Origin of the sequence: Ensifer meliloti, assembly GCF_030064585.1 — a bacterium.
Taxonomy (GTDB): Bacteria; Pseudomonadota; Alphaproteobacteria; order Rhizobiales; family Rhizobiaceae; genus Sinorhizobium; species Sinorhizobium meliloti.
The window spans coordinates 1,681,388-1,703,672 of record NZ_CP120365.1; the positions used below are offsets into that span (position 1 = coordinate 1,681,388).

18 protein-coding genes, 1 other RNA gene and 1 pseudogene are annotated in these 22,285 nt (G+C 63.1%); 10 read left to right on the forward strand and 10 right to left on the reverse strand.

What is annotated here, in order from left to right; all coding sequences use genetic code 11:
• Window positions 1–117: 117 nt before the first annotated feature.
• The 5 genes from PZL22_RS15270 to PZL22_RS31420 all read right to left on the reverse strand — a co-directional run bounded on the left by PZL22_RS15270 (window position 118) and on the right by PZL22_RS31420 (window position 6,716).
• Complete coding sequence (locus PZL22_RS15270; RefSeq protein ID WP_003535974.1) at window positions 118–3,294, reverse strand: efflux RND transporter permease subunit; 3,177 nt, start codon at window positions 3,292–3,294, stop codon at window positions 118–120.
• Window positions 3,291–4,448, reverse strand: coding sequence for an efflux RND transporter periplasmic adaptor subunit (locus PZL22_RS15275; RefSeq protein ID WP_003535976.1), 1,158 nt, complete (start codon window positions 4,446–4,448; stop codon window positions 3,291–3,293). Before PZL22_RS15275 ends, PZL22_RS15270 begins: the two co-directional genes overlap by 4 nt.
• Window positions 4,449–4,800: 352 nt before the next feature.
• A complete protein-coding gene (locus PZL22_RS15280) occupies window positions 4,801–5,625 on the reverse strand; it encodes a TIGR00282 family metallophosphoesterase (RefSeq protein ID WP_003535977.1) in 825 nt (274 codons plus the stop codon).
• A gap of 109 nt (window positions 5,626–5,734) precedes the next feature.
• On the reverse strand, window positions 5,735–6,316 hold the full coding sequence (locus tag PZL22_RS15285) for a 5-formyltetrahydrofolate cyclo-ligase (RefSeq protein WP_027993298.1): 582 nt from the start codon (window positions 6,314–6,316) through the stop codon (window positions 5,735–5,737).
• Window positions 6,317–6,482: 166 nt separating this feature from the next.
• Window positions 6,483–6,716, reverse strand: coding sequence for a hypothetical protein (locus tag PZL22_RS31420; RefSeq protein ID WP_003535981.1), 234 nt, complete (start codon window positions 6,714–6,716; stop codon window positions 6,483–6,485).
• Between the two features lie 108 nt (window positions 6,717–6,824).
• On the opposite strand from PZL22_RS31420, the pseudogene PZL22_RS15290 reads away from it, so the two are divergent.
• Window positions 6,825–7,616 (forward strand): annotated as a pseudogene (locus PZL22_RS15290) (LysR family transcriptional regulator); the annotation flags it as partial.
• A gap of 90 nt (window positions 7,617–7,706) precedes the next feature.
• Here the strand turns inward: PZL22_RS15290 and ssrS are convergent.
• The 3 genes from ssrS to PZL22_RS15305 form a co-directional block, all read right to left on the reverse strand.
• Window positions 7,707–7,865, reverse strand: a non-coding RNA gene (gene ssrS, locus PZL22_RS15295) — 6S RNA.
• An 84-nt stretch (window positions 7,866–7,949) separates the two neighbouring features.
• The gene (locus tag PZL22_RS15300; protein WP_003535985.1) at window positions 7,950–8,327 is read right to left on the reverse strand and encodes a cell division protein ZapA; all 378 of its coding nucleotides are present in this window, start codon (window positions 8,325–8,327) and stop codon (window positions 7,950–7,952) included.
• A gap of 12 nt (window positions 8,328–8,339) precedes the next feature.
• Entirely contained in the window at window positions 8,340–8,609 is a 270-nt protein-coding gene (locus tag PZL22_RS15305; RefSeq protein ID WP_003535987.1) for a DUF4164 domain-containing protein, read from the reverse strand.
• A gap of 399 nt (window positions 8,610–9,008) precedes the next feature.
• On the opposite strand from PZL22_RS15305, the gene tkt reads away from it, so the two are divergent.
• The 7 genes from tkt (at window position 9,009) to PZL22_RS15340 (ending at window position 18,055) form a co-directional block, all read left to right on the forward strand.
• Window positions 9,009–10,991 carry a transketolase gene (gene tkt / locus PZL22_RS15310; protein ID WP_003535989.1) on the forward strand — a complete coding sequence of 661 codons (1,983 nt, stop codon included), beginning with the start codon at window positions 9,009–9,011 and terminating at the stop codon, window positions 10,989–10,991.
• 69 nt (window positions 10,992–11,060) lie between these two features.
• On the forward strand, window positions 11,061–12,071 hold the full coding sequence (gene gap / locus PZL22_RS15315) for a type I glyceraldehyde-3-phosphate dehydrogenase (RefSeq protein ID WP_003535991.1): 1,011 nt from the start codon (window positions 11,061–11,063) through the stop codon (window positions 12,069–12,071).
• A 5-nt stretch (window positions 12,072–12,076) separates the two neighbouring features.
• Window positions 12,077–12,667: a putative glycolipid-binding domain-containing protein gene (locus tag PZL22_RS15320; RefSeq protein WP_003535993.1), complete on the forward strand. Its 591-nt coding sequence runs from the start codon at window positions 12,077–12,079 to the stop codon at window positions 12,665–12,667.
• On the forward strand, window positions 12,667–13,866 hold the full coding sequence (locus PZL22_RS15325; protein WP_003535994.1) for a phosphoglycerate kinase: 1,200 nt from the start codon (window positions 12,667–12,669) through the stop codon (window positions 13,864–13,866). The genes PZL22_RS15320 and PZL22_RS15325 overlap by 1 nt, the downstream gene beginning before the upstream one ends.
• A gap of 357 nt (window positions 13,867–14,223) precedes the next feature.
• Complete coding sequence (locus PZL22_RS15330) at window positions 14,224–15,387, forward strand: IS4-like element ISRm16 family transposase (RefSeq protein WP_003537933.1); 1,164 nt, start codon at window positions 14,224–14,226, stop codon at window positions 15,385–15,387.
• A gap of 550 nt (window positions 15,388–15,937) precedes the next feature.
• Entirely contained in the window at window positions 15,938–16,963 is a 1,026-nt protein-coding gene (locus PZL22_RS15335; RefSeq protein WP_003536006.1) for a class I fructose-bisphosphate aldolase, read from the forward strand.
• 174 nt (window positions 16,964–17,137) lie between these two features.
• Window positions 17,138–18,055, forward strand: a complete 918-nt coding sequence (locus tag PZL22_RS15340) for a PhzF family protein (protein ID WP_003536008.1) — start codon at window positions 17,138–17,140, stop codon at window positions 18,053–18,055.
• A 12-nt stretch (window positions 18,056–18,067) separates the two neighbouring features.
• On the opposite strand, the gene PZL22_RS15345 is transcribed toward PZL22_RS15340, so the two are convergent.
• Together PZL22_RS15345 and PZL22_RS15350 are read right to left on the reverse strand one after the other, a co-directional pair.
• Window positions 18,068–19,972, reverse strand: a complete 1,905-nt coding sequence (locus PZL22_RS15345; RefSeq protein WP_003536009.1) for a TPR end-of-group domain-containing protein — start codon at window positions 19,970–19,972, stop codon at window positions 18,068–18,070.
• A 145-nt stretch (window positions 19,973–20,117) separates the two neighbouring features.
• Window positions 20,118–20,273: a hypothetical protein gene (locus tag PZL22_RS15350; RefSeq protein ID WP_003536010.1), complete on the reverse strand. Its 156-nt coding sequence runs from the start codon at window positions 20,271–20,273 to the stop codon at window positions 20,118–20,120.
• Window positions 20,274–20,454: 181 nt separating this feature from the next.
• On the opposite strand from PZL22_RS15350, the gene PZL22_RS15355 reads away from it, so the two are divergent.
• Together PZL22_RS15355 and PZL22_RS15360 are read left to right on the forward strand one after the other, a co-directional pair.
• Entirely contained in the window at window positions 20,455–21,756 is a 1,302-nt protein-coding gene (locus PZL22_RS15355; RefSeq protein WP_003536011.1) for an MFS transporter, read from the forward strand.
• Window positions 21,743–21,931, forward strand: a complete 189-nt coding sequence (locus PZL22_RS15360; protein ID WP_003536012.1) for a DUF1192 domain-containing protein — start codon at window positions 21,743–21,745, stop codon at window positions 21,929–21,931. The genes PZL22_RS15355 and PZL22_RS15360 overlap by 14 nt, the downstream gene beginning before the upstream one ends.
• Window positions 21,932–22,285 lie beyond the last annotated feature (354 nt).

The window sequence follows — 22,285 nt, forward strand, 5'->3', positions numbered from 1 at the left end:
CCCGCGTTGCCGCTCATGCCGGGCGGCAGGCAGGATCATTCAAGGTCATGATCGCGTCCAGCGTCTAACGACGGACAACCGCTCACAATTACGTCATTGCCGATGCACCTGGTCTCCTCACTCTCCCGGCGCCGGCGCCGGCGCAGCCGCCGGTGCGGGCTTGCGGCGCAGGGAGCGCAGGGCCACGTAGAAGACCGGCGTCAGGAACAGGCCGAGGAAGGTGACCCCGAGCATGCCGGCAAAGACCGCGGTACCGAGAGACTGGCGCATTTCGGCGCCGGGCCCCGTGGCGATGACCAGTGGCACGACGCCGAGAATGAAGGCGAAAGCGGTCATTAGGATCGGCCGCAGCCTGAGCCGGCTCGCATCGATCGCCGCCTCGATCGGCGTCTTGCCCTCCTCCTCGCCCTGGCGGGCGAATTCCACGATGAGGATCGCGTTCTTGGCGGCAAGACCGATAAGGACGATGAGCCCGATCTGGGTCAGCACATTGTTGTCGAAGCCCCGGATCGAAACGCCGAGAAGTGCCGCGAGGACGGCAAGCGGCACGATCAGGATGATGGCCAGCGGCAGCACCCAGCTTTCATATTGCGCCGAGAGCGCCAGGAAGACGAAGACCACCGAAAGAGCGAAGATGAAGACCGCAGTGTTGCCGGTCTGGCGCTCCTGCAAAGCGAGTTCCGTCCATTCGAAGGTCGTGCCCTGCGGCAGGATCTGACCTGCAAGCGCTTCCATCTTGTCGAGGGCGCTGCCCGTCGAGACGCCCGGCGCGGGATTGCCCTGAACGGGGACCGAAACATACATGTTGTAGCGCTGGACGAGCGCCGGACCGCTCGTATCGCGGATTTCGACGAGCGTTCCGAGCGGCACGAGCGCGCCCGAGGCGGAGCGTACCTTGAGCGCGAGTATGTCCTCCCGCTCCAGCCGGAATTGCTGGTCGGCCTGGGCGCGGACCTGATAGACGCGGCCGAAGGCGTTGAAATCGTTGACGTAGGACGTCCCCAGATTGATCGAGAGCGTCTCGAAGATATTGGGGATCGGGACGTTCAGGGCCCGCGCCTTGTCGCGGTCGATCGCCAGGAAGAATTGCGGGCTGGAGGCCGTGAATGTGGTGAAGACGCCGGTCAGCCCCTCCGTCTGGTTGGCCGCTCCCATCATCTGATAGGCGAGCCCGAGCGCGCGGCGCATGTCGGCGCTCTGCCGGTCCATGATCTGCATCTTGAAGCCGCCCGAATTGCCGATGCCTCGCACGGAGGGTGGCGGAACGGCGATGATGAAAGCCTCCTGAATGCCTTGCATGGCACCGAAGATCTGGCCGATGATCTGTTCAGCGCTCTGCTTTTGCTCGAGGCGTTCCTCGAAGCTGTCGAAGGGCGTGAAGATCACGCCGGAATTGGATGCATTGGTGAAGGTCGCGCCGTTGAAACCGGCAAAGGCGACCGCATCCTTGACGCCGGGTACCTCGCGGATCATCTCCGAGGCCCGCCGGACGACCTTATCGGTGCGCTCGAGAGAGGCGCCGTCGGGAAGCTGAATGACGACGATGGCATAGCCCTGGTCCATCGTGGGTATGAAGCCGCGGGGCACGACCTGCGCCATGTACCAGGTGGCTCCGAGCAGGGCGACGAAGACGAGGAGCGCCCCGGCCAGCGCGATCCGCGTCCTGACGAGGTGGCGCACCGTCCATGCATAGCCATCGGCCATGCGGTCGAAGCCGCGGTTGAAGCCGTTGGCAAACCCGCGGCCGAGCCGCGTCAGGGGATTGCGGCTCTCATGCTCGTGGTTCTCGTGCGGCCGCAACAGGATTGCGGCAAGCGCCGGCGAGAGCGTCAGGGAATTGACCGCGGAGATCACCGTCGCGACTGCGATCGTCACCGCGAATTGCAGGTAGAACTGCCCGGCAATACCGGGAATGAACGCGGTCGGCACGAACACAGCCGTCAGGACGAGCGAGATCGCGATAACCGCTGCGCCCACCTCGTCCATCGTCACATGCGCCGCCTCGCGCGGCGTCATCCCGCGCGCGAGGTTGCGCTCGACGTTCTCGACAACGACGATCGCGTCGTCGACCACGATGCCGATCGCGAGGACCAGACCGAAAAGCGTCAGCATGTTCAGCGAAAAACCGAAGGCATAGAGAAGCGCGAATGTGCCGACGAGCGAAACGGGGATGGCGACGATGGGAATGATCGCCGTGCGCCACGACTGCAGGAACACGATCACGACCAGGGCGACGAGAAGCGCGGCTTCCGCAATGGTCTTGTAGACCTCGTCGATGGATTCCGAGATGAATTCCGTCGGATTGTAGATGATCCTGTATTCGAGCCCTTCGGGAAAATCTCGCGAAAGTTCGGTCATCGTCGCCTGGATCGCATCGGCCGCAGCGAGCGCATTGCTGCCGGGGCGGGAGAAGATGCCGAGCGCGACGGCGGGGCTGCCGTTGAGATAGCTGTTGGTCACGTATTCGCGCGCACCGAGCTCGATGCGGGCGACGTCCTGCAACTGGACGAGCCTGCCTTCTTCGGTCGCTTTGACGATGACGTAGCGGAACTGACGAGCGTCGCTGAAGCGGCCGTCGGTGGTCACCGTATACTGAAAGGCGCTGTCGCTCGACATCGGCGGACCACCGATGGAGCCGCCCGAGACCTGGACGTTCTGCTCGCGCAGCGCGGAAACGACATCGCCTGCGGTCATGCCGTAGGCGGAGAGCTTCTGCGGGTCGAGCCAGATGCGCAGCGCATATTCACGCTCGCCGAACAGAAGAACGTCGCCGACTCCGTCCAGCCGGACCAATATGTCGCGGATGCGCGTGCGGGCGTAGTTGGAAACATAAAGCTGGTCGTAGCGGTCGTTCGGCGAAAGCAGATGAACGACCATCATCAGATCCGGCGAGCTCTTCGTCGTGGTGACGCCGATGCGCCGGACTTCCTCGGGAAGCCGGGGCTCGGCGATCGAAACACGGTTCTGCACCAGCACCTGTGCCTGATCGAGATCGGTCCCGAGCTTGAAGGTGATCGTCAGCGCCATCGAACCGTCAGCGGTGGCATAGGAGGACATGTAGAGCATGTTCTCCACGCCGTTGATCTCCTGCTCGAGCGGGGTAGCAACGGTATTGGCGACGGTCTCCGCATCCGCGCCCGGATAGGAGGCGCGCACGACGATGGTTGGCGGTGCGATCTCCGGATACTGCGCCACCGGAAGCTGAAAATAGGCGATGCTGCCGACGATCAGCAGAACGATCGATAGCACCGATGCGAAGATCGGTCTGTCGACAAAGAAATGCGCGAACCTCATTGGGCATTCTCCGCCGATTGCGCGGCCTCGGGGGGCAGGACGACGAGTTCGGGCTTGACCTTCACCCCCGGCCGGACGCGCATGAGGCCGTTGACGACGACTGTCTCGTCCCCCGTCAAGCCGCTGCGGATGACCCTGTAACCGTGGAGCCTCGGGCCAAGACGGACCGGTTTGGTGGCGACGCTGCCATCCTCGCCGACCACATAGACGATGCGTTCGTTCTGGTCGGCAGCGATTGCCTCGTCAGGGACGAGAACCGCTCGATAGGTATTCGAGCCTTCGACTTCCACACGCCCGAACAGGCCGGGCTGCAGGACGAATTTGGGGTTCGCAAAGCGGGCGCGCACCCGCATCGTGCCGGTCTCGTTGTCGACCCGGTTCTCGGCGAAATCGAGCTTGCCTTCGAAAGGCGGCTCGTTGGCGTCGGCGATCGTGACGAGCACCGGGATGGAGCCGGCCCCTTCCTGCAGCGCGCTGCCGCGTTCCCGCGCCGTCCGCGCATAGGAAAGCAGCCGGCGCTCGTCGACATCGAAATAGAAATCGATCGGATCGAGCGAGACGATCGTCGTCAGTACCGTCTGGTCCGCCTGGACGAGATTGCCCGGGGAGATGAGCCGCCGGTCGACGCGGCCGCTCAGCGGCGCGGTGATGGTGGTGTAATCGAGATCGAGCTTGGCCCGCTCGACCGCCGCCTCGGCGCCGCGTACATTCGCCTGTGCCGAGAGCAGCGCCCGGCGGTCGTCGTCGAGCCTGGACACGGAGAGCGTGCCGGTTCCGGCGAGCGATTCCGTTCGCTTGAACGTGGTCTCCGCGAAGACGAGCGTCGATCGCGCTGCCTCGAGCGAGGCTTCCGCCTGGGAAAGAGCGGTGCGGAACGGGCGCTGGTCGATGACGAAGAGCTTGTCGCCCTTCTTCACCATGGCACCGTCGGTGAAGAAGACCTGATCGAGATAGCCTCCGACCCGCGCGCGGATCGAAACCTCGTCGACCGCCTCGAAGCGGCCGATGAATTCGTCGGCGTCGATGACGTCGCGCACGACCGGCTTGGCAACGGTCACCGTCGGCATCTGCGCGTCCTGCGCGACCGCCGGTGCCGAAACGAGAAGGGAGACGAATACGCCGGCGATGGCCGGCAGACGCCACTTTCGCAACATGCACGCTCTCCAAATTACCTGAACATCAGATCGCCGGCACCGGGGTCTGCAATTGGCGCGGCGACATTCCAATACCGGGGCGCTATAGCGACCTTTAAGCGTCCGACAGACGTGCGGCGCTATAGGGCTCGGTTGCACTAAGGCGGGACGAGGGAAAGTATGGGCGCCTCCGCCCGCATCCCGCTTCAACTATTGGGCATGGAAACTTGCGAATAGCGGCCGCGTGGATTGCGGCTCTCATTTGGTCGCTAACCTGCCACCATTTGAAAGGTCTGTCACCCTTGAAAAAAGGCAATTCGGCAGAGGCAGGGCGCGGCAGGATTGCAGGTGGAGAAACAGAAAGCTCTGCCGCTCAAACCCAGAATTGCGGGATCGTCTCGGCCAGACGCGGGCCGATCCTGATCGGCGCGATCTTCTCCGCCAACCCCGTCCGGTCCGAAATCTCGATCCCGACGCCGCAGATGGTCGCCGGGCCGGATGCCGCTTCGAAGCGGCCCTTGGGCATCTTCGAGATGAAGCGGTTGAGCGGCTCTTCCTTGTCCATCCCCAAGGACGAGTCGTAGTCGCCGCACATGCCGGCATCGCTCATATAGCCGGTGCCACCGTTGAGTATCTGATGGTCCGCCGTCGGCACATGGGTGTGCGTGCCGACCACCAGGCTGGCACGCCCGTCGACGAAGTGGCCGAAGCATTGCTTCTCGCTCGTCGCCTCCGCGTGAAAATCGAAGACGACTGCATCGGCCTGCTCGCCGAGCGGGCAGGCGTCGAGGATCGCCTCTGCCGTCTTGAAGGGATCGTCGAGCTCGGGATGCATGAAGACCCGCCCCATGACATTGGCAACCAGAACGCGGGCGCCGTTTCGCGCGAAGAAAAGATTGGAACCGCGACCCGGCGTCCCCGCAGGATAGTTTGCCGGCCGCAGGAACTGATCGTGCCGCTCGCAGAAGACCACCGCCTCCTTCTGATCCCAGACGTGATTGCCGGTGGTCACTACATCGGCGCCGGCGCTGATCGTCTCGAGAAAGATGTCTTCGGTGATGCCGAACCCGCCGGCTGCGTTCTCGCCATTGACGATGACGAAGTCGAGCTTGAGATCGCTCACGAGTCCCGGGAGGCGCTCCCAGACGGCCATGCGGCCCGTCTTGCCCACCATATCCCCCAGAAACAGAAGTCGCATGCCGGTCAATCCCGCTTGGACCAAGGCAATTTGGATCGACTCCAAATCGTGCACGTGGTCGGTTCCATGAATTTAGAACAGGATGTGGCGGAATCCGCGCACAATATCCTCATCCCGCTCTGAAATGCCGAAAACCGCTCTCCGTCAATACGGCGTCCAGCGCCACGTCGTGCGGTTCAGCCGGCACTGATGCCACTTCCTGGCAGTCGAATGCAATCCCGATCAGGCGCGGCATGTGGCCTTTGCGACGCAGCCGCTCGATCGCCCGATCATAATAGCCGGCGCCGTAGCCGATCCGATGGCCCACGGCATCGAAGGCCGAAAGCGGTACGAGCATGATGTCCGGATCGACTTCCGGCGCATCGGGGCCGGGACCGGTGGTGCCGAAACCGGTTTCGACGACTGCGATGCCGTCGAGCAATTCCCGGAAAACGATGGCCTTGCTGTCCAGGATCACCGGCAGGCAGAGGCGCGCACCGCGATCCCTGAGCCGCACCATCAGCGGCCGGACGTCGGCCTCCGAACGGATCGGCCAGAAGCCCGAGACGACGTGTCCCGGATCGAGCGCGATAATGTCGCCGGCATGATCGGCCATTGCAAGGCTCGCCTCGATCCGCACTTCCGCCGGCATCGCATCGCGGAGCGCCAGCCGCTCCTTCCTCAACGCTGCCTTCAAATCCCTGGGTGACATCGAACCTTCCTTCCGGGCAGACCGAACCGCTTTTACATGATCGGAATGCCCCTGCCATAGCGCAAAACGGCCTCCGGCTGGAACCATGCGGCCGCCGCTTTTGCACTGCTTCGCGACTCGTTCGCGTATCGCGACGCTTTATGGCGATTTCCCGGAGGGAGCTGATTTACAGCATCCAGTGCAGATGCCGAACCGCTTCACGCTGGCGCATGGCTTCCTCGCATCCGAGACGATATGTGTCCGGGATAGCTGCGTCTGCCAGCAGGTGCGGGTCGGCGCGACGGCTTACGATCGACCATTCCATGTAAAGGGTGAGCCCCAGCCGCCAACGCGCAAACGCCGTCGCAAGCGACGGGGAGCTTCGAGCGGCAGGATGTGCTGGCACGACCAGAACGGGCATGGCGAGACCCTCGGGAGGAAAGCGACAGCCTCGATCCTCTCTCCTTTGTTGACATCTGACAAATGAATTGCGACCATGTCTGTCATCAGGTTTTCTTATGGCGACTGCATGTCAACTCCGCTCGACAGCGATCTGCTCAGAACCTTTCTCGCGGTCGCCGACACCGGCAACCTGACGCGGGCTGCCGATACGGTGCGGCGGACGCAGTCGGCCGTCAGCATGCAGATCCGCAAGCTCGAGGAGCTCATCGGCTCGGCGCTTTTCGAACGCCACTCGCGCGGCGTCATACTGACCGATGACGGGCGGCGGCTCGCCGACAATGCGCGCCGCATCGTCTCTCTTCTCGACGACACCGCGGCGGCCATGCGATCGCCGGCGCTCGAGGGTTCGGTCCGGATCGGGATTTCGGAGGAATACGTCAACTCCACGCTTCCGAAGGCACTTGGCGCCTTCGCTGCCATTCATCCGGGCGTGGAGGTGACGGTGCGGCAGGAAACCTCCATGGCCAATTCGGCAGCGCTCGCCGCCGGAGAACTCGACATCGCCGTCGTCTTCGAGCCGGGCGGGCGCAGCCGGAACGAGGTCCTGATGGTGAACCCTACAGTCTGGGCGACCTGCGACCAGCACGGTGCCCATGAGCGCCGGCCGGTACCGATCGCGACCTATACCTATGCCGAAGGCGGCTGGTGCGACGAACTGGCCCGGCGGAGCCTGCAGAGCCGCGGCATAGAGTCTCGCATCGCATATGTGAGCCGCACGAGCGGCGGCCTCATCGCAGCCCTCATTTCGGGCCTTGCCATCGCACCCTTGTCGCGAACCGCCATACCGGCGGGGTGCAGGGAACTTACCGAGGAGGACGGCTTCGGCATCATCGACATGACCAATGTCGTGCTGCGGACGAGGCGCGGGAACCGGTCGCCGACGGTCGACGCGATGGCGGATGCCATCCGCCGAGCGTTCCGGGCACCGGCCGAGAAGGAAAAGGAAGAAGTGCGATCCACGACGACCGATGGATGATTTACGATCCCGGGTACCTACTAGGTAGGTGGGCACCGTATGCCCGGACCCACGGGTCCGGCCAGGGACAGTCCCCTTGAGATCGTGTATGGCCCCGGGGATTGTGGTTCCTGTCGGGAAGCGCAGATCGCCTGGCAGATATAGAGCGTCCCGGGGCTTTTCACCAGAGCCGGATGCGATGGAGCTGCATAATTTCTGCGAAATCGCAGGCGGGGCTCAATTTGCCGAGGGAGTCGGCCGCCCGTTGAGCTTGGCGGCGATATCCTGAATCTGCGCCGTCACTTCGCCGAGCGCCGAGGCAAGCGCCTCCTCGCTTCTCGTCTGATCCGAAAGCGCGGTATCGCGGCCTCTCTTCAGATCGTCCACTTCCGCTTCGATGCTCTTCAGCCGGCGATTGACCTCGCTCAACTCGTCCATGACCATGATCCCCGCCATGACGGTGATCCTGAGGTCGCCGATTTCGCCGAACTGGGCCTTCAGATGGCCGACATACTGGTCGAACCTGGTCGCGAGGTCGCCGAGGTGATCTTCCTGCCCTTCCTCGCAAGCCATGCGGTAGGCCTTGCCGTCGATCGTTACCGTCACCTGCGCCATACGTTCAGAACCTCAGCGATCCAGCACCGCGCGAATAGTCTCCATCGCCGTCACCAGACGACGGGATACCTCGCGATTGACCTCTTCCAACCGGTTGGCGCGGAATTGGGATTGGTCGAGTTCCTGCGCCAGGCGAGACCGGTCCTCGTTGACCCGCCTGACCTCGCCTTCGAACTCGCTCACATCCCTTTCCTTGTCGAAGCGGCCGTCGATCGCGATTTCAAGAGACTGAACCGCGTTGCGCAACTCGTCGATCGCCGCCTTGACCGTCTTTGCCGGCATGTCTTCCGATACCTCTCTAGGGGGAGCGGCTTCGCCCTGCCCTAAAACAAAGTGCGGAGCGCTTGCACCTTGCCTGGACGCGCCTCGCTCCAAGGCCGAATCGTAGAGCGTTCATCACTTCGGCCCTTTTCTTTTTAAACCTATTACGCAAGTCTCAACAATGCCAAGCGCGGCATTGAACTGCGGAAGCTGTGGATGGTCGATTTCGCCTCCCGAACCGGCCACCGACCGGCGGCGTTTCTGCCATCGAGAGGCGCCGCGCCGGGGCCGCCGCATTTGGTCGCGGAGGGCCCGTATTTATTGACTCGGCTCACGCACCTGCTATGTGTCTGCCGCTTCTCATGCGGTCTTTGGAGGATAGAGACCGTCCCCTGACCACCGAACGCAAACGGAACAGTCATGATCTCTCGCGAAAAACACGACCGGATGGCGAATGCAATCCGCTTCCTCTCCATGGACGCCGTCGAGAAGGCAAATTCCGGCCACCCTGGCCTCCCAATGGGCGCCGCCGATATCGCAACAGTGCTGTTCACCCGCTATCTGAGCTTCGACCCTAAAAACCCCGCCTGGCCGAACCGCGACCGCTTCGTCCTGTCGGCCGGCCACGGGTCCATGCTGCTCTATTCGCTGCTCTACCTCACGGGCTACGACGACATCACCATCGACGAGATCAAGAACTTCCGCCAGCTGGGTTCGCGCACGGCGGGTCACCCGGAATACGGCCACGCCGCCGGCATCGAGACGACCACGGGTCCGCTCGGCCAGGGCATTGCCAATTCCGTCGGCATGGCGATCGCCGAGCGCAAGCTGCGCGAAGAGTTCGGCAGCGAACTGATGGAGCATTATACCTATGTGCTCGCCGGCGACGGCTGCCTGATGGAAGGGATCAGTCAGGAAGCGATCGCGCTTGCCGGCCACCTGAAGCTCAACAAGCTGATCGTCTTCTGGGACGACAACAACATCTCGATCGACGGTCCGATCTCCATTGCCGACTCGACCGACCAGCACGCCCGCTTCCGCGCCAGCAAATGGCACACGATCGCCGTCGACGGCCATGATCCCGAAGCGATCGCCGCCGCGATCGAAGAGGCTCACAAGTCCGACAAGCCGACCATGATCGCCTGCAAGACCGTGATCGGCTTCGGTGCGCCGAACAAGGCCGGTACGCACAAGGTCCACGGCTCCCCGCTCGGCGCCGAGGAAATCGCCGCCACCCGCAAGGCGCTCGGCTGGGAAGCCGAGGCGTTCACGGTTCCCTCCGACGTGCTCGACGCCTGGCGCATCGCAGGCCTGCGGTCGGCCAAGGCGCGCAAGGAATGGGAAGAACGGCTCGAAGCCGCTGAGGCAGAGAAGAAGGCGCAGTTCGTCCGCCGCTTCTCCGGCGAGCTCGAAGGCAGCCTCGCCTCTGCGATCGGCGCCTACAAGCAGAAGCTTGCCGAGACCAAGCCCTCGCCGGCGACGCGCAAGGCTTCGGAGGATGCGCTGGAAGTCATCAACGGCGTACTTGCCGAGACGATCGGCGGCTCTGCCGACCTGACCGGCTCCAACAATACCAAGACGAGCCAGACACACTCCATCACCCCGGACGATTTCTCCGGCCGCTACATCCACTACGGCGTGCGCGAGCACGGCATGGCGGCCGCGATGAACGGCATGGCGCTGCATGGCGGCCTCATCCCCTATTCCGGCGGCTTCCTGATCTTCTCGGATTATTGCCGCCCGTCGATCCGCCTTGCCGCGCTCATGGGCATCCGCGTCATCCACGTGCTCACGCATGATTCCATCGGTCTCGGCGAGGACGGGCCGACCCACCAGCCGGTCGAGCACATGGCCGCGCTTCGGGCCATCCCCAATCTCCTGATGTTCCGCCCCGCGGATGCGACGGAGACCGCCGAATGCTGGCAGCTTGCCCTGGAAAACCGCAAGCGCCCCTCCGGTCTTGCGCTCACCCGCCAGAACCTGATGGCGGTGCGCACGGAATACGAGGAACAGAACCTCTGCGCCCGCGGCGCCTATGACCTGATCTCCGCAAGCGACGCGCAGGTGACGATCTTCGCCACCGGCTCGGAAGTCGAGATCGCCGTCAAGGCCTGCCAGACGCTGACCGCCAAGGGCATCGCGACGCGCGTCGTCTCCGTCCCCTGCTTCGAGCTCTTCGCCGAGCAGAGCGAGGACTACCAGCAGGCGATCATCGGCACGTCGCCGGTCAAGATCGCCGTCGAAGCGGGCATCCGCCAGGGCTGGGACCACTTCATCGGCAACGATGGCATCTTCATCGGCATGTCGAGCTTCGGTGCTTCGGGCCCCTACAAGGATCTCTACAAGCACTTCGGCATTACGCCAGAAGTCGTGGTTGCGTCCGCCGAAGCCAAGCTGTCCTGATCAAGCCTGGAGGACATTCCCGGATGTCCTCCTTCCCACCACACGCATTCTGACAGGGAGAGACCCGATATGACAGTGAAAGTCGCCATCAACGGTTTTGGCCGCATCGGCCGCAACGTTCTCCGCGCCATCGTCGAATCCGGCCGCACGGACATCGAAGTCGTTGCCATCAACGACCTCGGTCCGGTCGAGACCAACGCTCACCTGCTGCGCTTCGATTCCATCCACGGCCGCTTTCCGGCCGACGTGAAGGTCGACGGCGACGCGATCGTCATCAACAACGGCAAGCCGATCAAGGTGACCGCGATCCGCAATCCGGCAGAACTGCCGCACAAGGAACTCGGCGTCGACATCGCGATGGAGTGCACCGGCATCTTCACCGCCCGCGACAAGGCAGCCGCTCATCTGGAAGCCGGCGCCAAGCGCGTCATCGTCTCGGCTCCGGCCGACGGCGCGGACCTGACCGTCGTCTACGGCGTCAACCACGACAAGCTGACGAAGGATCATCTCGTCATCTCCAACGCATCCTGCACGACCAACTGCCTGGTACCGGTCGCCAAGGTGCTGCACGATGCCGTCGGCATCGATCACGGCATGATGACGACGATCCACTCCTACACCAACGACCAGCCGTCGCTCGACCAGATGCACAAGGATCTCTACCGTGCACGCGCCGCGGCGCTGTCGATGATCCCGACCTCTACGGGAGCTGCCAAGGCGGTCGGCCTCGTGCTGCCGGAACTCAAGGGCAAGCTCGACGGTATCTCCGTGCGCGTCCCGACCCCGAACGTCTCGGTGGTCGACCTGAAGTTCGTCGCCAAGCGCGAGACGACCAAGGAGGAAATCAACGCCGCCATCAAGGCTGCCGCCGACGGTCCGCTCAAGGGCGTTCTCGGCTACACGCTCGCTCCGAACGTCTCGATCGACTTCAACCACGATCCGCGTTCCTCGGTCTTCCACATGGACCAGACCAAGGTGATGGAAGGCAAGTTCGTATCGATCCTGTCCTGGTACGACAATGAATGGGGCTTCTCCAACCGCATGTCGGACACGGCGGTTGCCCTGAGCAAGCTCATCTAAGACCGATGTTCCGGGCTCTTTCCTCAACGACGGTGCGCTGGCGTCCGCTCGAAGGGGAAGGGCTCGAACATCTGACGCTCAGGACTTTCGATACATCGCTCGGCGCGGCCATCCGCGCCGAAAGCGTTCTCATCGGCGAACGCGGCGCAACGGCCTATGGCGTCCGCTACCGAATCGACTGCGATGCCGGCTGGCGCGTCTTTTCCTTTCTCATAGAAACGACCCAAGGGCAGAGGCTGCACCTCATGTCCGATGGGCACGGCCATTGGCGCAAAGCAGACGGAACGGCCTTGCCGCAATTCGATGGCTGCGTCGATATCGACCTCGCCGGCACGCCCTTCACGAACACGCTGCCGATCCGCCGCCTGGGCCTCACCCGGCAATCCGGCACCGCCAGGCTCAACATGCTTTACGTGCCCTTCGACAGCTTCGAACCGACCGTCGACGGCCAGCATTATACCTGCCTCGATGACGGCAAGCTCTACCGCTACGAGGCGGCGGACGGCAGCTTCACGGCGGACCTGACGGTGGACGAGGACGGCCTCGTCATCGACTACCCTACCCTGTTCCAGAGACTATCACCGGAGACCATCTGATGACTTTCAAGACTCTCGACGATCTGACCGACATCGCCGGCAAGCGCGTTCTCGTGCGCGTCGATCTGAACGTGCCTGTCAAGGACGGCCAGGTGACCGACACCACCCGCATCGAGCGCGTGGCGCCGACCATCCGCGAGCTCTCCGAGAAGGGCGCGAAAGTCGTTCTGCTCGCGCATTTCGGCCGGCCGAAGGGCGAGCCCGTCGCCGACATGTCGCTGAAGGCGATCGCCTCCGCCGTCGAGGAGATCCTCGACCAGCGCGTCTATTTCGCTGCCGACTGCATCGGCGACAAGGCCGCCAACGCCATTGCCGAATTGAACGACGGCGAAGTGCTGCTGCTCGAGAATACCCGCTTCCACAAGGGCGAGGAGAAGAACGATCCGGACTTCGTGACGGCGCTCGCCGCCAATGGCGACATCTATGTCAACGACGCCTTCTCCGCCGCCCATCGCGCCCACGCCTCGACCGAGGGGCTTGCCCATCACCTTCCCGCCTATGCCGGCCGCACCATGCAGGCGGAGCTCGAAGCGCTTGAAAAGGGGCTCGGCAATCCGAAGCGCCCGGTCGTCGCGATCGTCGGCGGCGCCAAGGTCTCGACCAAGATCGACCTTCTGCAGAACCTCGTGAAGAAGGTCGACGCGCTGGTCATCGGCGGCGGCATGGCCAACACCTTCCTCGCGGCGCAAGGCGTCGATGTCGGAAAGTCGCTCTGCGAGCACGATCTTGCGGAGACCGCCAAGGCCATCCTCGCGGCCGCCTCGGAAGCGGGATGCGCAATCGTGCTTCCGGTCGACGGCGTCGTTGCCCGTGAGTTCAAGGCCGGTGCCGACAACGAGGTCGTCGATATCAAGGCCATCCCTGCCGACGCCATGGTGCTCGACGTCGGGCCGAAATCGATCGAGGCTATCAACGAATGGATCTCGCGCGCCGAAACCCTCGTGTGGAACGGTCCGCTCGGCGCCTTCGAGATCGCGCCCTTCGACAGGGCGACCGTGGCAGCAGCGAAACACGCGGCAGCCCGCACGCGCGCAGGCTCGCTCGTCTCCGTCGCCGGTGGCGGCGACACGGTCGCAGCACTCAACCATGCCGAGGTCGCGGACGATTTCACCTATGTCTCGACCGCCGGCGGCGCCTTCCTCGAATGGATGGAAGGCAAGCCCTTGCCGGGCGTAGATGTTCTCCGGCAGCGGAACTGAGCTCGGCTTTAGCCCCTCATCCGGCCTGCCGGCCACCTTCTCCCCGCAAGCGGGGCGAAGGATATTCGCGGCGACTTTCAATCCCCTCTCCCCGTCGGAACGCTACGGCATGCACATATCTCTTGCGCGCCGGTGCGGCGGATACTGCTCATGAAAGGGATCCCTCGGGAACCCAACCGGCTCAACCGCGCTCGGTCGGGGTTGCCCCTCAACCGGCTGCCGCCACCTTCTCCCCGCGGGCGCAGGGCTGTCCGGGGAAAGTTCCGGGTGAATCGAAATGTCGCAGGCGCATGCCCCGTCAGACGGCGTTTTTCCGTCTATTTTCTGGTTGTCGAGACTCAGAAAAGGAGACGGAGCATGCGGTTCACCCCTAGCATTTTCGCCCAGCTGCTGAAAGCGATTGATCGCCGCAGCTTTCAGGCGATTGTGGATCGTCATGCCGGGGATGCCTACGACAAGTGCTTTACCAGCTGGGATCATCTGGTGGCACTGATCTATGCCCAGTTGAGCGCCACGACCAGCCTGCGCGGGTTGGAGGCGAGCTTCAACGCCAACAGTCAGCATCATTACCATCTCGGCAGTGGCCGGCTGATGCGCTCGACGCTGTCGGACGCCAACCGCCGCCGCCCGGTCGCCGTCTTCGCCGAGACCTTCGCGCTTCTGGCCGGTCAGCTCGACCGGCAGACGCGCCGGGAGGGCACCAAGATGCTGCGGCTGATCGATTCGACCCCGATCCCGCTGGGTAAGCTGTACGATTGGGCCAAGTCGAACGGCCGCATCCGCGGCATGAAGCTGCATGTCGTCTATGATCCCAAGGCCGATTGTCCAGGCATCCTCGACATCACCGACGCCAACGTCAACGACGCCCAGATCGGCCGCACGATCACCATCGAAAAGGGCGCAACCTATGTCTTCGACAAGGGCTACTGCCATTACGGCTGGTGGACGGCGATCGCCGAAGCCGGCGCCAGTTTCGTCACCCGGCCGAAGACCAACATGGGACTGGCTCTGGTCGCTGAACGCCCCGTTGAGCAACCTCAAGGCGATGGCTTCCTGGTCCTCGAAGACAGCCAGGTCAGCCTCGCCAGCAAGGGCGATTCCAAGCTGCCGATCGGCTTGCGCCGGGTAATCGTCAAGCGCCAGGACGGCGATACGATCACGCTTCTGACCAACGACCTCGAGCGCTCCGCCGTCGAGATCGGCCAGCTCTATAAGGATCGCTGGCAGATCGAGCTTCTGTTCCGCTGGATCAAACAGCACCTCAAGATCCGCAAGTTCCTCGGCAACAACGACAACGCCATCCGCCTGCAGATCTTCGCGGCGATGATCGCCTATGCACTGTTGCGCATCGCCGCCCGCCTCGCCCGCGTCCCTCTACCGATCCTGCGCTTCACCGACCTCGTCACCCAGTGCCTGTTCCAGCGCAAAAGCATCGCCGAAATCCACAAGCCGCCGCAGGTCAATCCAAGCCGACCAAAACCCCGGACCATCCCAAACCAAATGGTCTTCCGCTATGCATGAATTTTCCCCGGACAGCCCTGCCGCGGGCGGGGAGAAGGGATATGCCGCGCCCACTCGCTCCCTCGGGCGGGCGGTGAATGCGGGGTTCAGTCGGCGCCGCTTGTCCCTTCTCCCCGCCTGCGGGGTGCCGGCAGGCGGATGAGGGGCGGGTGACCGCTAATGCCAATGTTAGCGCATATGGGCTTGATCCCGAGGTTCCATCCGCAAGCCTCGCCACTGCTGGAAAATACAGATGCCGCCACTCCGGAGTAAATCCGCGAAGGGCTGGACAACAAGAGATATGTGCATGCCGTAGCGTCGGAACGGAGAGGATTAGGGTGAGGGGCTTTCGAGGAGAGCTTCTGACCTGACCATCAAAAATAATTATGCCTTTTCAAACGATTAAAATTATTTAAATCGTTTTAGCCCGTTTTACTGCCATTTTCCCGCACGGTATCTTCTGTTAACGCGCCTTTGTTCCTGAGGTGCGAACGACGCTTTCGCGCCTCAGTTCGAGATTGGTTTCATTCGCTGTTCCGCTGGTGATCGGCGCTGTGTGTAGGAGAAGAATATGAGCGAAAGACTGGAAGACATTGCGGTTGCCATGGTCGCCAATGGCCGGGGCCTGCTCGCTGCAGACGAGTCGACCGCAACGATCAAGAAGCGCTTCGACAGCATCGGCCTGGAGTCCACCGAGACGTCGCGCCGCGACTATCGCGAGATGCTGCTGCGCTCGGACGATGCGATGCGCGAGTATATCTCCGGCGTCATCCTCTATGAGGAAACACTGTTCCAGAAGGCTGCCGACGGCACGCCCCTCGCCGACGTCATCCGCAACGCGGGCTCGATCCCGGGGATCAAGGTCGACACCGGTGCCAAGCCGATGGCCCATTTCCCGAATGAAACGATAACCGAAGGCCTCGACGGGCTCGCCGCCCGCCTCGCCAGATATCACGAGGCCGGCGCCCGCTTCGCCAAATGGCGGGGCGTGATCGCGATTTCCGACGCTCTCCCGACCTGGGGCGCGATCAGGGCCAATGCCCATGCGCTCGCCCGTTATGCCGCGCTCTGCCAGGAGGCGAAGATCGTACCGATCGTGGAGCCGGAAGTGCTGATGGATGGCGCCCCCGGCGATCACTCGATCGAGCGCTCGGAAGAAGTCACCGAATGGGTCCTGCGCACAGTCTTCGAGGAACTTGGCGAGCTCCGCGTCAGGCTCGAAGGCATGATCCTGAAGCCGAGCATGGTGATCGACGGCAAAAAAGCGCGCAAAGCGTCCGTCGACGAGGTCGCCGAACGCACCATCAAGGTGCTGAAGCGCACCGTTCCGGCGGCTGTTCCGGGCATCGCCTTCCTCTCCGGCGGCCAATCGACCGAAGAGGCGACGGCCCACCTTTCGGCCATGAACGCAGCGCACGACCTGCCCTGGAAGCTTACCTTCTCCTATGGCCGGGCACTGCAGCAGGAAGCGCTCAATGCCTGGGGCGGAAAGTCGGAAAACGTCGCCGCCGGTCAGCGCGCCTTCGCCCATCGCGCCAAGATGTGCAGCCTCGCCGCCAAGGGAAGCTGGACGAAGGACTTCGAAAAGGCAGCCTAAGCGCCAAAATAGTCAGAGGGAGAGAGGAGAGGCCCGGTGACAGCGATGCCGCCGGGCCTTTTTGCATGGCGCCGCCTTGCTGCCCCGACAATTGTCAGGGAGACAAGTTCGCTGTTTCAGCAGCGCCGGCGACGACTTTAAATCTGCGCCATCTGCGACCGACCAGAGGGCCCCATGAGCACCGTCTCCTTCATTACCGTCGACGTCTTCACGGCCGAGCGTTTCGCCGGCAATCAGCTTGCCGTCATCCCGGATGCGCGGGGCTTGAGCGAGGCCCGGATGCAGGCGATCGCCACCGAGTTCGGCTATTCCGAAGTCACCTTCGTCCTTCCGCCCGAAAACCCGGAGAACACTGCGCGCGTGCGCATCTTCACGCCGACGACCGAAGTGCCTTTCGCCGGCCACCCGAATGTCGGCACGGCCTTCGTGCTCGGCCGGCAACAGGAAATCTTCGGCCGCAAGCCGGGCGGCGCATTGCGTTTCGAGGAAAAGGCGGGCCTGGTCGAAGTGACCCTTCTCGGCAGTGACGGCATCGTCACGGGCGCAAGGATCGTCGCCCCGCAGGCGCTGCAAATCGGCCCCGCTATAGACGCCGCGACGATTGCCGCCTGCGCATCGCTGCGCCAGGACGACCTCATCGACCGAAATCATCCGCCGGTGCGCATTTCGGTCGGACTGCCCTTCTCCGTCGCTGAGGTGCGCGACGTTGAGGCCCTTTCGAGAGCCCGGCCGAACGTCTCGGCCTTCGAGGAGGCGAATATCCGCTATCCGCTTGCGGAAGACAGCTTCAGCCTGTTTCTCTATGCCCGCACGCGCGAGCGGCCCGGCCAGGTAAGGGCACGCATGTTCGCGCCGCTCGACAACGTCATCGAGGATCCGGCAACCGGCAGCGCTTCGGCGGCGCTCGGCGCTTACCTCGTCTCGCTGCTTCCCGCGGCCGACGCGGAGGTGGAACTCGTCATCGAACAGGGCGTGGAAATGGGGCGCCGCAGCCTCATCACCGTCGGTATCGACAAGAGGAACGGCACAATCCGCAAGGTCAGCGTCTCGGGCGACTGCGTTTCGGCGATGCGCGGCGAGATCGAGATCTGATCGCCGAACTATTCAGCGCCTCCCGCCCTTGCACTCTGCGAGTGCGTCGAGGAGCGCGCGGAAGCGCGGATCGTCGCGAATGAGGTCCAGGTCGGGGTCCTGATTGAACCACTGGACATGGTAGCTGGAGCTCTGCGGCACCACGGTTTCCAGCAGTTCCAGCGCACGTTCGCCCTCACCGAGGAGCGAATGGACGCAGGCTGCATTGTACTGCGCGACGATATCGTCCGGATCGATCGCCAGCGCGCGAGAAACCCATTCCTTCGCACGTTCCGCCTCGCCCATATGCGCTAGCGCCAATGCACCGCGATGCGCCGGGCTGGCATTCTCGGGGTTCCGCTCCATTGCGCTTTGCGCTCTTTCGATGCCGATCCGCGCCCAGCGCTGGCGCTCGGTCTCCATACCAAGCGACAGGTAGCAACCCATCAAATGGATCGGCGAAAAGTAATCGTCCGACCGGATTTCCGCCGCGCGCTCGAAGAATCCGATCGCTTCCCGGAATCGACCCTGCGCGAAGAGGAAACGGCCATAATATAGATTCGCCTCATAGAGCGAAGGGTCGAGCGCCAGAGCCTGGAGAAACTCACGGCTTGCCTCCTCCGTCTGGCCGTCGTGGTTCAATGCGAGCCCGCGCGAGGCATGCGCTTCCGCCAGGTTCGGATCGAGCGCGAGCGCCCTGGCGCTCATGTCGAGTATGCTCTCCAGCGGAAACTCCTTTTCGTGCCAGTCCCTGATCGCACATTCGCACTCGGCGATGCCGGCATAGGCCCGCGCATAGTTCGGGTCGAGTTCGACGGCCTTCAGGAACATGCGGCGCGCGAGCAGCAGATAGGGCCGGGTCCAGGTATGGGAGAACTGGCGGCCGCGGAGATAGTAGGTATAGGCCTCGACCGAGGTCGTCGGGTCGCTTTCGATCGCCCTCTTCTCCTCCGGCAGAAGCTTTATCTTGAGCTGGTCGACGATGGCGTGCGTGATCTCGTCCTGAATCGCGAATATATCCGTTAGATCGCGGTCGTAACGATCGGCCCAGAGGTGCCCGCCGGTCTGCGCGTCGATCAACTGGCCGGTGATGCGCACGCGCCCGCCCGCCTTGCGCACGCTGCCTTCGAGGATGAAGCGAACGCCCAGTTCATGGGCGATCTGCTTAACCTTCACGGCCTTGCCCTTGTAGGTGAAGACGGTGTTGCGGGCGACGACGTGCAGGCGCGAAATCTTCGAAAGATCGGTGATGACGTCCTCTGTGATACCGTCGGAGAAATATTCCTGCTCGGGATCATGGCTCATATTGGTGAAGGGCAGGACGGCGATCGATAATTCGTAACCGCGGTCGACCACGCCGGACGACTCCGCACGCTTGCCGAGCGAATTGTCGCCGAGGGACACCGTATAGACGCGAACGGTCGATGCGATGTTCTTCAGACTGTATTCGCCCTTATCGATGAAGCCGACATCGAGCCTCGAGCCGACATGGTCCCGCACGGAGGCAGAAACCGCGATGCCGGAAGGGTCGGCAAGCCCTTCGAGCCGCGCCGCGACATTGACGCCGTCGCCGAAGATGTCGCCGTCCTCGACGATCACGTCGCCGAGATGGATGCCGATCCTGAGCTCGATGCGCCTGCTCTTCGGCAAGCCCTCGTTGGCGGCGAGCATACCGCGCTGAATGGCGGCGGCACAGGCAACAGCGTTCACCACGCTCGAAAACTCGACGAGCATGCTGTCTCCTGCCAGCTTGACGATTCGGCCTTTATGATCGGCGATCCTGGGCTCCAGCAGCTCGCGGCGGTGGCGCTTCAGCGCCGCGAGCGTGCCGGCCTCATCCGCTCCCATGAGGCGGCTGTAGCCCACGACATCGGCTGCGAGAATGGCGGTGAGACGACGTTCCAACAGAGCCTCGATCTTCATCTTGTGGCCGAGCACGGTAATTTAACCTTTTCCTGTCGTCATGTCGTGCGGAGATAGAGCGACTTGGTGGCGATAATAGCGCGGCCCTAGCCCAAGCTGCTGTTTCTCGGGGAACGCCGAGCCGCCGGAGAATCGAGATCCCGCGTGGCACGGCAGGAGTTCAAGGACGCACGAGCACCGTGACCATCATCACGACGATGGCGAAGACGGCAATCTTCCAGAAATCGCGGCGCTGCCTGAGGCCCGGAAAGCCGAGCGGCTTGATGAGCTGGACGCACATGGCCAGCAGCAGGAGAACCGTCAGTGCCTTTGACATTCGCTCATTTCCGGGAAGATCCGCCGCAATGGGAGCGACGCCATACGGACGTCACTTTTCCTCGCATAGAGGGCTATTGTTTTCGCCGTCGATTTGCAATGACCGGTGGTATTGATTTCCATCGGCAGAGCGGCGGTCCTCGTCACGACACGCCGAAGGGCGAACGAATTCCGGGTGGACGATGAGAAATAACCTGCTTCCCGTTGCCGCGCTGCTGCTCGGTACCCTGTTTCTCTTCCTCGGAAACGGCCTGCAGGGCCTGCTCCTGCCGGTGCGCGGCACCGCGGAGGGCTATCCGACAACCATCCTCGGCCTGTTCGGTACGCTCTGGGCCACCGGTTTCGTGCTTGGCTGCTTCTTCGCGCCGAACGTCGTCAAGCGCATCGGGCATGTGCGCGCCTTCAGCGTGTTCACGGCCTTGATCGCCATCGTTTCCCTGCTGACGGGCATTCTGATCGACCCGATCTGGTGGCTGGCGCTCCGCGCGGTCACGGGTTTCTCCACTGCCGGAACGTCGATGATCATCGAAAGCTGGCTGAACGAGCGCGCCACCAATGAGAGCCGCGGCGTGATCTTCTCGCTCTATATCGCCATCACCCTTTTCGGCGTCGTCGGCGGCCAGATGATGATTCCCTTCGGCGAAACATCGACGACCTTCTTCTTCATGATCTGCGGCATTCTCTACTGCGTGGCCATGCTGCCGACGCTGTTGTCCAGGGCCGCCTCGCCGCAGCCGCTGAAACAGGTCCGCCTCGATCTGCGCGGCCTCTACCGCAATTCGCCGGTTTCCTTCCTCGGCATCCTGCTCATCGGCATCGCCAACGGCGCCTTCGGCACGCTCGGCGCGGTCTTCGGCCGCCAGGCGGGGCTGTCGGACAGCACAGTTGCGGCGATGATGAGCGTCGCGATCTTCTCGGGCGCCGTCATGCAACTGCCGGCCGGCCGCATCTCCGACCGTATCGACCGCCGCTATGTGCTTGCCGCGCTCGCCGGGGTCGGCGCTCTCGCCGGCCTCCTGATCTTCCTCGTCGAGCCCGGCCAGGTCTGGATCGTTCTGACGTTGATCGCGATCTACGGCGCGGCCGCCAATGCGCTCTACCCGATCGCGGTTTCCCACGCCAACGACTTCGCCACGCCCGAGGATTTCGTGAAGGTTTCCGGCGGGCTCCTGCTGCTCTACGGCATCGGCACGATCATCGGCCCGACGATCGGCGGGCCGATAATGACCGCCAGCGGGCCTTATGGCCTCTTCATGATCACGGCCTGTGCGCATATGCTGATCACTGCCTATGCAATCGTCCGCAGCCGCCGGCGCGCACCGGTGCCCGCGGCCGAGCGCGAAAACTTCTCGCCGGTCAATGCCGGCACGGCGACGACGCCGGAGAGCCTGCAGCTCTCGCCGCGTGCGGCTCCGCTGGAGGAACTGCCGGACGAAGGCGCCGACGATCCCCAGGAAGAGGAGAGATCGAATGAGCCTGTATGACGAGGACCAGCCGAAAAAGAAGACCGAGCACGAGATCGGCAGCGATCTTTCGCTGCTCTCCGTGGACGAGCTGAACGCGCGCATCGCGCTTCTGACGGAGGAAATTGCAAGGCTCGAAGCGGAGAGGAACCGCAAATCGGCGAGCCGTTCGGCCGCCGAAAGCCTTTTCCGTTGAGCGCGGATGGAATGGTTCCAGCACGTTTAATCCAGAAGAATGCTTGGCCTTTAACCGCAAATTAAGCATTTTCTGCGATTGTCTGAGCATCCGGTCCTTCCGGACTCAGACAATTTCACCGACTGGCGAATGGGTCTGATTTTTCTCCCTGTTTTACCTTGAGAGCCGCTTCGCGCGGCTCTTTTTTTTGCTTTGCGACAGGCGGCCTTCAAAGAAGTGTGGAGATTAACCCTTTCTTAAGAATGCCCTTGCGCGGAATGCGGTATGGGATCATTCTTCGAGCATGGAGGGGCCTCAGGAAACTTTTCCCAGAGCCGCCCGTTACCTGACAGTCGTGATGCGTTGGAACCAGGG

What these genes read in the sequence shown, in the direction of transcription:
- PZL22_RS15305 (WP_003535987.1), bottom strand. Translation starts at nt 8,609, where the DNA reads ATGCCGGCAAAGACGGTCAAGGCGGCGATCGACGAGTTGCGCAACGCG.
- PZL22_RS15320 (WP_003535993.1), top strand. Translation starts at nt 12,077, where the DNA reads ATGTTCCGGGCTCTTTCCTCAACGACGGTGCGCTGGCGTCCGCTCGAA.
- PZL22_RS15275 (WP_003535976.1), bottom strand. Translation starts at nt 4,448, where the DNA reads ATGTTGCGAAAGTGGCGTCTGCCGGCCATCGCCGGCGTATTCGTCTCC.
- PZL22_RS15350 (WP_003536010.1), bottom strand. Translation starts at nt 20,273, where the DNA reads ATGTCAAAGGCACTGACGGTTCTCCTGCTGCTGGCCATGTGCGTCCAG.
- PZL22_RS15330 (WP_003537933.1), top strand. Translation starts at nt 14,224, where the DNA reads ATGCGGTTCACCCCTAGCATTTTCGCCCAGCTGCTGAAAGCGATTGAT.
- gap (WP_003535991.1), top strand. Translation starts at nt 11,061, where the DNA reads ATGACAGTGAAAGTCGCCATCAACGGTTTTGGCCGCATCGGCCGCAAC.
- PZL22_RS15355 (WP_003536011.1), top strand. Translation starts at nt 20,455, where the DNA reads ATGAGAAATAACCTGCTTCCCGTTGCCGCGCTGCTGCTCGGTACCCTG.
- PZL22_RS15280 (WP_003535977.1), bottom strand. Translation starts at nt 5,625, where the DNA reads ATGCGACTTCTGTTTCTGGGGGATATGGTGGGCAAGACGGGCCGCATG.
- PZL22_RS15325 (WP_003535994.1), top strand. Translation starts at nt 12,667, where the DNA reads ATGACTTTCAAGACTCTCGACGATCTGACCGACATCGCCGGCAAGCGC.
- PZL22_RS15285 (WP_027993298.1), bottom strand. Translation starts at nt 6,316, where the DNA reads ATGTCACCCAGGGATTTGAAGGCAGCGTTGAGGAAGGAGCGGCTGGCG.
- PZL22_RS15360 (WP_003536012.1), top strand. Translation starts at nt 21,743, where the DNA reads ATGAGCCTGTATGACGAGGACCAGCCGAAAAAGAAGACCGAGCACGAG.
- tkt (WP_003535989.1), top strand. Translation starts at nt 9,009, where the DNA reads ATGATCTCTCGCGAAAAACACGACCGGATGGCGAATGCAATCCGCTTC.
- PZL22_RS15340 (WP_003536008.1), top strand. Translation starts at nt 17,138, where the DNA reads ATGAGCACCGTCTCCTTCATTACCGTCGACGTCTTCACGGCCGAGCGT.
- PZL22_RS15300 (WP_003535985.1), bottom strand. Translation starts at nt 8,327, where the DNA reads ATGGCGCAGGTGACGGTAACGATCGACGGCAAGGCCTACCGCATGGCT.
- PZL22_RS31420 (WP_003535981.1), bottom strand. Translation starts at nt 6,716, where the DNA reads ATGCCCGTTCTGGTCGTGCCAGCACATCCTGCCGCTCGAAGCTCCCCG.
- PZL22_RS15270 (WP_003535974.1), bottom strand. Translation starts at nt 3,294, where the DNA reads ATGAGGTTCGCGCATTTCTTTGTCGACAGACCGATCTTCGCATCGGTG.
- PZL22_RS15335 (WP_003536006.1), top strand. Translation starts at nt 15,938, where the DNA reads ATGAGCGAAAGACTGGAAGACATTGCGGTTGCCATGGTCGCCAATGGC.